This is a genomic window from Thermostichus sp. OS-CIW-26, from assembly GCF_054058395.1.
This window is the reverse complement of the sequence record NZ_JBSSAG010000010.1, coordinates 65,881-77,222: the sequence shown is the minus strand read 5'-3', so window position 1 is coordinate 77,222 and position 11,342 is coordinate 65,881. Positions and strand designations below refer to the sequence as shown.

Annotated in this window: 10 protein-coding genes; 5 read left to right on the top strand and 5 right to left on the bottom strand. The window is 59.0% G+C overall.

Annotation, left to right across the window (positions count from 1 at the left end; all coding sequences use genetic code 11):
* Positions 1–145 precede the first annotated feature (145 nt).
* On the bottom strand, positions 146–1,435 hold the full coding sequence (locus tag ACVW0C_RS06440) for an HD domain-containing protein (RefSeq protein ID WP_414349558.1): 1,290 nt from the start codon (positions 1,433–1,435) through the stop codon (positions 146–148).
* Between the two features lie 238 nt (positions 1,436–1,673).
* On the opposite strand from ACVW0C_RS06440, the gene ACVW0C_RS06435 reads away from it, so the two are divergent.
* Positions 1,674–2,555, top strand: coding sequence for an SGNH/GDSL hydrolase family protein (locus tag ACVW0C_RS06435; protein ID WP_457384677.1), 882 nt, complete (start codon positions 1,674–1,676; stop codon positions 2,553–2,555).
* A 71-nt stretch (positions 2,556–2,626) separates the two neighbouring features.
* Here ACVW0C_RS06435 and ACVW0C_RS06430 read toward each other — a convergent pair whose 3' ends face one another.
* The gene (locus tag ACVW0C_RS06430) at positions 2,627–4,462 is read right to left on the bottom strand and encodes a ribonuclease J (RefSeq protein WP_457384676.1); all 1,836 of its coding nucleotides are present in this window, start codon (positions 4,460–4,462) and stop codon (positions 2,627–2,629) included.
* 219 nt (positions 4,463–4,681) lie between these two features.
* Positions 4,682–5,602 (bottom strand): 4-hydroxy-tetrahydrodipicolinate synthase, encoded by a 921-nt coding sequence (gene dapA / locus ACVW0C_RS06425; RefSeq protein WP_457384675.1) that lies wholly within the window; start codon positions 5,600–5,602, stop codon positions 4,682–4,684.
* A 275-nt stretch (positions 5,603–5,877) separates the two neighbouring features.
* On the opposite strand from dapA, the gene ACVW0C_RS06420 reads away from it, so the two are divergent.
* Together ACVW0C_RS06420 and ACVW0C_RS06415 are read left to right on the top strand one after the other, a co-directional pair.
* On the top strand, positions 5,878–6,249 hold the full coding sequence (locus ACVW0C_RS06420; protein ID WP_457384674.1) for a nitroreductase family protein: 372 nt from the start codon (positions 5,878–5,880) through the stop codon (positions 6,247–6,249).
* A 271-nt stretch (positions 6,250–6,520) separates the two neighbouring features.
* Entirely contained in the window at positions 6,521–6,796 is a 276-nt protein-coding gene (locus ACVW0C_RS06415; protein WP_457384673.1) for a nitroreductase family protein, read from the top strand.
* A 51-nt stretch (positions 6,797–6,847) separates the two neighbouring features.
* Here ACVW0C_RS06415 and trpD read toward each other — a convergent pair whose 3' ends face one another.
* Positions 6,848–7,879 carry an anthranilate phosphoribosyltransferase gene (gene trpD / locus ACVW0C_RS06410; RefSeq protein WP_414329730.1) on the bottom strand — a complete coding sequence of 344 codons (1,032 nt, stop codon included), beginning with the start codon at positions 7,877–7,879 and terminating at the stop codon, positions 6,848–6,850.
* Between the two features lie 183 nt (positions 7,880–8,062).
* Between trpD and trmFO the strand changes: the two genes are divergently transcribed.
* Positions 8,063–9,442 carry an FADH(2)-oxidizing methylenetetrahydrofolate--tRNA-(uracil(54)-C(5))-methyltransferase TrmFO gene (trmFO, locus tag ACVW0C_RS06405; RefSeq protein WP_457384672.1) on the top strand — a complete coding sequence of 460 codons (1,380 nt, stop codon included), beginning with the start codon at positions 8,063–8,065 and terminating at the stop codon, positions 9,440–9,442.
* 239 nt (positions 9,443–9,681) lie between these two features.
* Here trmFO and ACVW0C_RS06400 read toward each other — a convergent pair whose 3' ends face one another.
* On the bottom strand, positions 9,682–10,698 hold the full coding sequence (locus ACVW0C_RS06400; RefSeq protein ID WP_187147247.1) for a phosphotransferase enzyme family protein: 1,017 nt from the start codon (positions 10,696–10,698) through the stop codon (positions 9,682–9,684).
* Positions 10,699–11,057: 359 nt separating this feature from the next.
* Between ACVW0C_RS06400 and remA the strand changes: the two genes are divergently transcribed.
* Positions 11,058–11,327 carry an extracellular matrix/biofilm regulator RemA gene (gene remA / locus ACVW0C_RS06395; RefSeq protein WP_011431727.1) on the top strand — a complete coding sequence of 90 codons (270 nt, stop codon included), beginning with the start codon at positions 11,058–11,060 and terminating at the stop codon, positions 11,325–11,327.
* Positions 11,328–11,342: the final 15 nt, after the last annotated feature.

Below are 11,342 nucleotides of genomic sequence, written 5' to 3'. Positions count from 1 at the left end.
CCGGGCTTGTTTTGTTCTCTGGTAGAGCAGAGCAGGCTCAGGGCTACTGAAAGCCCGCCCCGTACCGCTTAGCGGTCGGGGTCGGGTAGTTTACGAACAGATTCCCACCTCTAATGCTCTAGCTCTGGGATGGCCCAATGATTTTCTAGGCAGACAAAACCCCCTCTACGATATCGCCATAGGGCCGGGGAAAGATTAGCCAGACCTGGCGCTGGGTTTCCACCAAGGCACGCACCAAAGGGGAAAGATGGGCAATTTCTTCATAGCCACGCTCGGTTTTGAGCTGGATCCCTTGGTCATAAAAGCTATAGCCCTGGACATGGGCAGAGCGGATGCCCAAGTAACTTTCAGGATCCAGCCCGTCCTGCAGCATTTTGGCCTGCACAGCAGCCACCAGGGTTTGGCGTTGTTCCTCAGACAACTGGGTAATGTTGCGGGCCTTGAACAAATCCCGCTCCAAGTAGCGCCGCGACAGATCCGCCAAGATGGGATCCTTCCCCGACATGGCCCAGAGGCGCATGGGGTAGCTGAAGATGATATCGTCGGCAGCCAAGTAGAGGGGGAGCGGCAACTCGAAGGGATCCCCTTTTTGAGCCGCCAGCGAGGCCCAGCACCAAGCGCTGAGGATGGGATCCAGCTCAATCTCCCCCCTTTGCAGGAGCGCCTCTGCCCGCCTGAATAGCCGCTCCAAGATAAAACGGGCACAGAGGCTCTTGGGGTGCTGGTACACCTGGGTGTACATGAAATAGCGCACCACCAGGTAGTGCTCGATGGCCCCCAGGCCTTTGCGGGCGGGGATGGACAGGGATCCCGTCTCCGGGTCATAATCCAGCACCGTTAGGATGCGATCCAAGTCCAGGTGGCCATATTGGGCGCCCGTGAGCAGGCTGTCCCGCATCAGGTAATCGAAGCGGTCGCAGTCCAGTTGGCTGGAAATAAGCTGACCTACCAGCGGCAGGGGAAACTGCTTCTGCAGCACTTGCTGCATCTGGGCCGGCAGTTGGGAATCAAACTCCGCCAGCAGCGTCCTCACCTGGGGATCCTCCCGGAGAATGCGGGCCGTCCAAACCTCGTGCCGGCAGCCGAAGATCTCTTCCCCGGCATGGCTAAAAGGGGCATGGCCAATGTCGTGCAGCAGAGCCGAGGCCAAGGTTACCGCCCGATAGGGACGCAGCTCCGGGTGGCGATGGGCCAATTTGTCGAACAGCCGCCGCGTTACCTGCAGCACCCCCACCGAATGGGTAAAGCGGGATCCCTCTGCCCCGTGGAAGGTAAAAAAGGCCGTGTCCAACTGGCGAATGCGGCGCAGCCGCTGAAAGGCCGGTGTATCGATCAGGCGAATGAGCAGAGCCTCAACCGCGTCCCCTCCATTCAGGCTGATGGCGCCATGCAGGGGATCGTGGTAGGTGCGGGACTTGCAAAACCGTAGCGGCATACTCCCACCATACCTCGCCAATTTTGGGATCCTTGGCTAGCCTGTCTGGGGGTGCTTCCCGCCTCGCCCTATCTATGCCCGCTTTCCCATGCCTCTCTCTGCAAAGGATGCCAGCACCCGAACCCCAGAAAACTCGACTCCAAGACAACAAGACAGCTGGGTGTTCCTCCTCTCCCTGCTGATTTTGATACTCAGTTTGGGGCTAACCGCCTGCTCTGCCAGTTCTGGATCCCCTGTTGTGCCCAGCCCACCCACCCTCACCCGCTACGTTGCCCTGGGAGCCAGCGATGCCGTTGGCCACAACGCCTCCATTTCCTGTGATGGCCCAGCCAACGCCGCCGGCACTCGACCCCAGCGCTCAGAGCCGTTGGACTGCCCCAATGGAACGGGCTATGTGCCCCGCCTGGCCCGGTCTTTGCCGGCCCCGGTTGAGCTGGTCAATTTGGGCCGTTCGGGAGCGGTGCTCAGCCCCGCCATGCAAGCCCTGAGGCAGGGGATCCCGGCCAATTTGCTGCAGGATCAAGTGCCGCGCCTTCCCCCCGATGCCACCCTGATCACCATTTGGGTGGGCGGAAACGATACCAACGCCATCGCTCTGGCGGCGGCTCAACGGGCTCTCCAAGGTGAGGATCCCTTGCCCTTCGTCGATCAGCAGATCCGACGATTCGCCGCCGATTACCAAACCCTGCTGCAAGCGGTGCGTGCCCGTGCCCCTCAAGCTCGCCTGGCGGTGGCCAACTTGCCCAACTTCGCCCTGATTCCTCTGGGTCAGCAGCAACCCAGCAGCGTGCGCCAACTGCTCTCCCTGATCTCGGTTGGCCTCACGCAACGGGCCATCAACCCCTTAAGCCAACAGGGGATCCCAGTGGTGGACTTGCTCTGCGATCCCCGCTCCTACCGACGCGAGTCCTTCTTTCCCGGCCCGCTGGCCGACGGCTTTCACCCCAACGACCGGGGCTACGCCGATTTGGCCGATGCCTTCTTGAGCGCCCTTCGGCAACCGCTCCCTCCCCAAACCCGCTGCCCTCCCTTTAGCGAGGTGGGATCCCTGCAACCAGATGCGGCGGCAGAGTCTGCCCTCCGAGGTTTTCTCGCAGATGGGTACAGGCCGGCACAATAGGAAGGATCCCTGCGCTCGGCAAGGGATCCCAAAGGCGCTTAGACGATCCAGCCACGGAGAACGGGCCAGTTTTAGGAAGCAGCTACCGCTGCCGAGGAACGCCGCCGCCGGCCCAGAGCACCCGCTACCGGCTCCGGTTGGGTTTCCACACTCAGGGAAGACACAGACTCCTCTTCAGGGGATTGCACAAAAACCGCCACCGTGGGCTTGCCGGGCAATTGTTCTCGCAAGAAACGGCGCACCACCCGCTCCACTTCGCCCTTAAGGCCGGCCCAGTCGATGTCCAGGCTGCCCCGCTCCAGCGAGCGAGCAAATTGGGGCCACGCTTGCCGAAGGGTGTTCTCCAGAAGGGGTTTCAGGTCGGATCCCTTGAGTTGGTTCCCTTCCCCCGCCAAGCCAAAGGTTTGCACCTGCGGGGTGCAGAGCAACTGGCCGCTGCCGTCCAGGCTGATCACCACCGTCACCATACCGTCTTTGGCGATCTGCTGCCGCTCCTGCATCATCTCATCCATCACCACTCCATCGTGGGAAGCGGCGATCATCTGTAGGCCAGAGGGGACGCGGCCTGTGATGGCAATGCGCTCCCGGTTCACCTCCACCACATCGCCGTTGTCGATGATTACAATGTTTTCCCGCGGGATCCCCATGCTCATGGCGGTTTCGGCGTGCTTGACCAGCATGCGGTATTCCCCGTGGGTGGGGACAAAGAACTTGGGGCGGGTGAGGGCAATCATCAGCTTTTGGTCTTCCTGGCAGCCGTGGCCGGAAACGTGCAGGCCCTTGTCTTTGCCGTAAATGACATTGGCTCCCAGCTCCATTAGCTTGTCAATGACCCGCGAGACTGCGATCGTGTTGCCAGGGATCGGGTTGGCCGACCACACCACCGTGTCTCCTGGCTTGATTTGCAACTGCGGGTGCTCACCGTTGGCGATGCGGGTAAGAGCAGCCAGCGGTTCTCCCTGGGATCCGGTGGTGAGGATGATCACCCGGTCATCCGGCAGGCTGTTGATCACATGCATTGGCTGCAGCGTCTCGTCCTTGCAGCGGATGTAGCCCAAGCGCCGCGCATGAGCCACCACGTTTAGCATGGAGCGGCCCAGCAGAGACACCACCCGACCTTGCTGTTCGGCAATCTGCAGCACCAAGTTGAGACGATGCACCGAAGAAGCAAAGGTGGTGATGATCACCCGTCCCTTGGCTCCGGCAATGGCCTTGGTGAGACCCGGCACCACAGAGGCTTCAGAGGGGGTAAACCCCGGCACTTCCGCGTTGGTGGAGTCGCTGATCAGGCAGAGCACTCCCTTTTCTCCATGTTCGGCCAACCGCTGCAGGTCGAAGTACTCCCCATCCACCGGCGTGTGGTCGATCTTAAAGTCGCCGGTCTGAATAATGACGCCCACAGGCGTGTGCAGAGCCACCGTAAAGCTATCGGCAAACGAGTGGGTGTTGCGAATGAATTCGGCAAAAAAGTGCTTACTCAAGGGAACGATTTCGCGGGGGCCCACAGGACGCAGCTCTGTGCGGTTGAGCAGGCCCACTTCCCGCAATTTCTCTTCCAGCAGCGCCAGCGCCAATCTGGGGCCGTAGATGACCGGAATATCAAATTCCCGCAGGTGATACGGGATCCCGCCGATGTGATCTTCATGGCCGTGGGTAACCACCATCCCCCGCACTTTGTCTCGATTTTGCTTGATGTAGGTCATGTCCGGCAGCACGATATTAATGCCGTGCATGCTCTCATCGGGAAAAGCCAAACCGGCATCCAAGAGGATGATGTCATCCTCGTAGCGGAAGGCCCATGTGTTTTTGCCGATCTCCCGTTCGCCGCCCAGCGGAATCATCTGAACGGAAGAGGTGGATTGTGGGGTTACAGAACGAGAAGCAACTGAAGAACGTGGTGTTGGCATATGGGTTTAGATCCTCAACAGTAAAAAAACAAAAACAGAAATGGGCACAAGCTATCCCCGACAAAGTTGTGGGCGAAAGCCGCAACTCATCCATTTCCCAGGCCGGGGAAGAGCTTTTCAGGGAAAAAGCTACCTACCCACAGGTCAAACGCCACAAAAGAGCCCCTTGCAAACTCCTGAAAACCGTGGTCATGGCAGAAGCAAAGCCTAAAAATGCAATCATGAAACTTTCGTCGCCATTTGTTCGGATCCCTTCGATTCAGCCAGTAGGCCCATCTCTTCAAGCACCTGTCGCAAAACCTGCAGAGAACTGGGCTGTAGAGGCGCTAGGGGAAGGCGCGCCCGACCCACTCGCCAACCCTGCATCTCCAATGCGGCCTTAATCGGAACTGGGTTGGTCTCGATGAATAAAACCTTGAACAACGGAAACAGGCGCAGGTGGTGGGCCAAAGCTTGATCGTGTTGCCCCCTGATGTAGCTCTGGATCAGCTCCTGCAACTGCAACCCAACCAGGTGGCTGGCTACACTGATCACCCCGCTCCCCCCCAAAGATAGGAGCGGCAACGTCAGAGAGTCATCCCCTGAATAGATGGCGAAACGCGAGGGAGTGAGTCGCCGAATTTCCGAAGCTACATCCATCATACCACTGGCTTCTTTGATGGCGACAACCGTTTCCAATTCTGCCAATTTCGCTACGGTCTCCGGCTGTAAACTGGCCCCTGTCCGACTGGGAATGTTGTAGAGCAAGATGGGCAGGTCACTGGCTTGGGCGATGGCCTTGAAGTGCTCGTAAAGGCCGGCCTGGGTAGGCTTGTTGTAGTAGGGCACCACCTGCAGAGAGCCATCCAAACCGAGTTGAGCGGCCTTTTTTGTGGCTTCAACGGCCTCACGGGTGGAGTTGGATCCCGTCCCGGCGATCACCTTAGCCCGACCGGCTACGGCATCTCGCACCACGCGGAACAGCTCATACTCCTCTTGCCAGGTTAGGGTGGGAGATTCGCCTGTGGTGCCACAGACCACCAAGCCGTCACTGCCATGGGTTGCCAAGTAATCGGCCAAACGAGCGGCCTCATCGTAGTTAAGCTCCCCCTCATCGGTAAAGGGGGTAACCATGGCCGTCAGCACTCGACCGAAGTTCACCGATTGCTTCTCCCCATCAACCACACCAATCCGACGATTAACCGGGCGACCCAGATGAGACCAGTTTGTTTTTCCATCATACCTGCCTTTGCGTTAGGGATCCCGCTTGCCTGCCCTGCCAAGGCCCAGTTTGTGCCTCACCCGGTTGCCACAGGCTGGATAAAAGGGAGATAACAAAGAAGACAGACCGTTTGAACACGGAATGTATAGCCATTTGCCAATCCTGCCCCTACCTTTGGGGGGAGCAGCCTTTCTACCGACACTTGAGGATCCCTATGGACGCCCTAACTGCCCTGAAAGAGCGCATTTCCGCCGACAAATTGGATCCCAGCCGCCGTTTATCGGAAGCGGAGATCCGAGAGCTGGTGGCTTATGCTACGGAAGCTCCTTCTTCCTTCAACATTCAGCACTGGCGGTTTGTTGCGGTCACCGACCCGGAAGACAAAGAGCGCCTCAAATCTCTGGCCTACAACCAACAGAAGGTGGCGGATGCATCGGTGGTGTTTATCATCCTGGGGGATCTGCGGGGGTATGAGAAACTGCCTGAAATTGTGCAAAGAAGCGTTGCTGCCGGGATCCTCTCGCCCGAAAAAGCGGAAGGCTGGGTGAACATGGCCCAGGCAACCTATCTGATACATTCACGCTGAACTCTCCTGAACATGGTTCAGGAAAGAAGCGATCGCATCCTGCCTATCTCTGTTCGCGTCAGCGGGACGGAGTCCAAGCAGGAAGGCGGTATCCCGCAAAGCCCTGAGGAATACCCCCCGAGCGCTTTCCCCCTTCACTTCCCGGCAACCGTTGCGGTGGACTCAAGGATCAGGGGGAAACTTGGTCTACTATATCCCTCTCAATGACTTTTGCCAAACCGCCTAAAGCTCAGTAAATTCAGCAAAGTTCAGGGTTTTGGGGGTTAGAGGCATGCTCCACAATCCCACCTTGGCGCGGGATGAAGCGATTCGCTCTGGGGCGATGGCTGCCATGGCGCTGATGATCGCGGCTCAGGCCAAGGGTTTGGTGAGCGGGCCGATGATCGGCTTTGATCCGGAAGGGGTAAAGCGGGAGTTCGGCATTGCCGACCGCTACGTGCCGGTGATGCTGCTGGCGGTTGGATATGCGGCAGCGGGTAACCTGCCGCGCAAGCCTCGCTTGGGGGTGGATGAAGTTCTGGCCTTTAGGCGAGGGCGGGAGTTTTAGCCCTAGGCTCAGGTGGGATCCCTGTCGCCCTCTCCTGGGCTCCTACCGGCATCAAGCCTTGAGAAAATGAACCAGCTGTTGCAAGCGATCCCAAGCGGCACCCCTGGCGAGAATCTCGCGAGCTTGGGCGATCCCGGCTCTCCAATCGGGGGCCACTCCGGCCACCTGCAGGGCCAAAGCAGCATTCAAGGCCACCACATCCTGCTGGGCAGGCGTCCCGGATCCCTGGAGAACTTGGGTGAGGATGGCGGCATTTTCCGCCACATCCCCCCCCTTGAGAGCTTGGGTGGGTGCCAGGGTCAGCTCGTAATCTGCAGGGTTCAAGACTTCCGTCCGTACCAGCCCACCGGACAGGATGCCCAGATCGGTGGGTTGATCCAGACCGGCCTCGTCGAGACCTTCGCGGCTGTGCAACACAATGGCCCCTTCCCGTCCCAACAGGCGCAGGGCCTCTGCCATTACCGGCACCAGCTCCTGGGCGTAAACCCCGATCACCTGGCGGTTGGGATAGAGGGGGTTGACCAAGGGCCCCAACAGGTTGAAAATGGTGCGAACCTTGAGGGCCCGCCGATAGGGGATCACCGCCCGCATGGCCGGGTGCCACTGGGGAGCAAACAAAAAGGTGATGCCCACTTCCGCCACAGCCGCCCGCACCCGCTCTGGCTCAGCCCCCAAGTTCACCCCCAGGGCCTCCAGCACATCCGCCGAGCCGACCTTGCCAGAGGCGGAACGGTTGCCATGTTTAACCACCGGGATCCCGGCTGCACTGACCACAAAGGCCACCGCCGTGGAAATGTTAAAAGTGCCGGCCCCATCGCCGCCGGTGCCACAGGTATCCACCAGGAGAGGCAAGTCCAGCGGGGATCCCAGCGAAGCCCGCTGTAGCACTCGTGCCATGCCGGCCAGTTCACCAGCGCTCACACCCTTGGCTTGCAGGGCCGCCAGAATCGCCCCCGACACCACATCTGGCACTTGGTTCTGGAGCCAACCGTTCATCAACTGTTCAGCTTGGGCTTCGCTGAGAGATTGCCGATCCAGCAACTGCCCCAAAAGCTGTGGCCAAAGGTCAGCCGTTTCCGTCATGGGTCGGGATCCTGGGTGTCAGCGGGTACTCATAGTAGCGTATCTAGTAGCGTATCCCGCCTCTGGGTCACTTGCCTCGTGCAGGTCGGGCCATGCTGATGGTTGGTATAGTGGGTTTGACCTGAACCGCTTCCGGCCCTAGCAGGGTGCGTTCTATTCTTCTCTTCCCTCCCGGAGGTTGTGATGAACCCTCCAACTAACCCAAGGGCTTCCAGCCCGCTTGCACGAGCGGGAGCCTTTGCCCCCATCCATGTTGTGGGCGGGGGGTTGGCGGGGACAGAAGCTGCTTGGCAAATTGCCCAGGCAGGGTTGCCTGTCATCCTTTCGGAGATGCGCCCCGTGCGTCAGAGCCCGGCCCATCACACCGATCAGTTGGGGGAGCTGGTGTGCAGCAACTCCTTTGGGGCTGCAGCCAGCGATCGGGCGGCAGGGCTACTCAAGGAAGAACTGCGACAACTGGGATCCCTGGTGATTGCGACGGCGGATTGCCATGCAGTGCCGGCAGGAGGGGCATTGGCAGTGGATCGGGCCCGCTTCAGCCAGGCTCTCACGGAAGCCATTCAAAACCATCCCCGCATCACCCTGCGTCGGGAGGAGGTGACGGAGATCCCGGAGGGCATTGCCGTCCTCTGTACCGGCCCTCTGACCAGCGATCCCCTGGCCAAGGCACTGCAAGCCTTTACGGGCCTGGAGTACCTGAGCTTTTTTGATGCGTCTAGCCCCATTGTTACCGGGGATTCGTTGAACCGAGCGGTGGTGTTTCAGGCTTCCCGCTACGACAAGGGGGAAGCAGCCTATCTCAACTGCCCCATGACGGAAGCGGAGTACGAACGGTTTTGGCGGGCGCTGGTGGAGGCGGAGCAGGCGCCCCTCAAGGATTTTGAACGAGAGGAGCGCAAGTTTTTCGAGGGCTGCTTGCCGATTGAAGAAATGGCGCGCCGTGGCAAAGACACCCTCTGTTTCGGCCCCTTGAAGCCGGTGGGGCTGGTGGATCCGCGCACGGGATCCCGTCCTTACGCGGTGGTGCAGTTGCGGCAAGAGGACAAAGCAGGGCAGCTGTGGAACTTGGTGGGCTTTCAAACCAACTTGAAATGGGGAGAACAGCAGCGGGTCTTTCGCCTCATCCCCGGCCTGGAACAGGCGGAGTTTGTCCGCTTTGGGGTGATGCACCGCAATACATTTTTGAATTCGCCCCAGCTTCTGTGGCCGACCTTGCAATTTCGTCGCCGACCCACGCTGTTTGCCGCCGGCCAGTTGGTGGGCACCGAGGGCTATGCCTGCGCGGTGGCAGGGGGATGGTTGGCCGGACAGAACGCCGCCCGCCTGGCTCTGGGGTTGCCCTTGATCACGCTGCCCCCCGAAACAATGATGGGATCCCTGTTTCAGTTCATCAGCAGCGCCGATCCCAGGCACTTTCAGCCGATGCCGGCCAATTTTGGGCTGTTGCCGGATTTGGAGGGGCGCAAGCTTCGCAACAAGCAGGAGCGCTATGGCCGTTACCGGGATCGGGCTTTGGCTGCTCTGAAAACGACTGGGTTGGTGCGCCAAGTGCAAACCGCCTAGGGGAGCTTGGAGCGTGTTCCCGACCATTGCGATCCAAGTCAAAGTCGAGATTGAGCGTTATCGTCATTTGAAACTAGATTGAGACACTTCCTAGGCGTTTCGCGACCGCCCCCAGCCCCTCTCCCTCTGGGGGAGGAGAGTCGGGAAGCAATGCCACAGAAATATTTAGAAATGTTTCATTCCTATGCCGCGGTAGCAGATCCCAAAACGAGCTGTCAAAAGCTGGGCAAACCTGTTGGCTACCTTCCCTCTTTCCGCTGCTCACAAGACAAAAGGGCGCGCATGGACTCCAACAGTTGGGGTGCCCTCTGGGTGAGGTCTTGATAGAGGCAAATTTGCTGTTGGCAGCGGGCCAGGTTATGGGCTTTGCGGCTGGGGTAGCGCTGGGGATCCCAATTCCAGTAAGCGTCTTCAAACCAATCCTGCAAAAAGCGCATCCCCAATTCCAGGGTAATCAGTTGGATCCCTTGGAGAAGGAGTTCCGGTTGTAGGGCGTGCAAGTTCCCGGTTTGGGCATAGCCCCGCAACCCGGCCAGGATCGCCTCGGGCTGAAGGGTATTTCCTCGTTTACCCCAGGAGCGCAGGGCATCCCCCAGTTCAACATAGAGGTTGTGATACATGAAGGTGTCCAGATCCACCAGGCCCACAAATCGCCCCTGCTCATCGAACAAAAAGTTGTTGAACTTGAGATCGGCGTGGATGATTTGAGTTGGGATCCCTGAGGGCAGCAGAAGATTGGGCACAGTTTCGATTAAAAACTGCCATTCTGCCTGCACTTCTGGGGCCGGCTCATACTGGCGTAGCTGTTGCCAAAGGTGAGCCGTATCGTGAAAATGCGGGATCTGGAAGCGAAAACGATAGTCCATCTGGGCCAAGAGTCGATGCAGGCGTCCAACGGCTGCCCCCGCCTCTTCCAGATAGCCCCAATTGGGAGGAGTTGGGTGACAGGATCCCGGCAGACAATCCATGACCCGCCACAGCCCTTCTGCCCAGGACAAGTGCAGGGATCCATCGCGAGCGCGGCGGAATTGGGGGACGGGGAAGCCGTGTTGTCTCAACCATTGGCCGATGGCTTGACCATCTTCAGTGACAGCAGGATCAAATCGGGGATGAAGGCGCTGGACGATGAAGGATCCCTCAGAGGTGTTGAGTTTCCAAGTTTGGTGAATGAGGCCCACTCGGATGGCTTCGGGTGGCTCTGGATCCCCCAGTTGAAAGTGCTGGACAAGGGGATCCAGCCAAGTCAGGTCAAGCATAGGCAAGGAAGAAATCTATTCAAGCTTGGGGTGCTGGGTCGATCTTTTCGTTTTCAGAGCTGCCTCAAACTGCTTACCACAGCGGCGGCCTTTGAGGCTTACAGTTCAAGTTCTATTGAAGTGGCTTCATGTTGACGATTTTACCGTCCTCGATAAACAGGGCAAGTTGTTTGGGAGGGTGCAGCTTGTTATGCAACCACAGCCTTTTTGCGGCTCACCCGAACGGGATTTGTCGCCGAAACCCACTGCCCCATTGGCCGAGAACTCAGGTGTCGTTGTAGCAAACCCGCGAAAGAGCCCCATTTGCTACCTTAATGAAGGTTGCTGGCCGGACAACCGTTAGGTTCCCTCATCACCCCATGGATACCCGCCTAATCAACATTGGCTTTGGCAACATCGTCGCCGCTGGGCGTGTGGTCGCCATTGTCAGTCCCGAGTCAGCTCCCATCAAACGCATCATCAGCGATGCCCGCGAGAGGGGCCAGTTGATAGATGCCACCTATGGTCGTCGTACCCGCGCTGTCATTATCACCGATTCCGGGCACGTTATCCTCTCCGCCATCCAACCCGAAACCGTTGCCAACCGCTTCCTCACGGCCAAGCCCGGTTTGTCAGAGGAGACCGAGTGAAAGCCCATCGCTGTA

Bases quoted from the DNA above. Each gene is read 5' to 3' on its own strand.
- trpD (WP_414329730.1), bottom strand. From the start codon at position 7,879: ATGACGGAAACGGCTGACCTTTGGCCACAGCTTTTGGGGCAGTTGCTG.
- remA (WP_011431727.1), top strand. From the start codon at position 11,058: ATGGATACCCGCCTAATCAACATTGGCTTTGGCAACATCGTCGCCGCT.
- trmFO (WP_457384672.1), top strand. From the start codon at position 8,063: ATGAACCCTCCAACTAACCCAAGGGCTTCCAGCCCGCTTGCACGAGCG.
- ACVW0C_RS06400 (WP_187147247.1), bottom strand. From the start codon at position 10,698: ATGCTTGACCTGACTTGGCTGGATCCCCTTGTCCAGCACTTTCAACTG.
- ACVW0C_RS06430 (WP_457384676.1), bottom strand. From the start codon at position 4,462: ATGCCAACACCACGTTCTTCAGTTGCTTCTCGTTCTGTAACCCCACAA.
- ACVW0C_RS06420 (WP_457384674.1), top strand. From the start codon at position 5,878: ATGGACGCCCTAACTGCCCTGAAAGAGCGCATTTCCGCCGACAAATTG.
- ACVW0C_RS06440 (WP_414349558.1), bottom strand. From the start codon at position 1,435: ATGCCGCTACGGTTTTGCAAGTCCCGCACCTACCACGATCCCCTGCAT.
- ACVW0C_RS06415 (WP_457384673.1), top strand. From the start codon at position 6,521: ATGCTCCACAATCCCACCTTGGCGCGGGATGAAGCGATTCGCTCTGGG.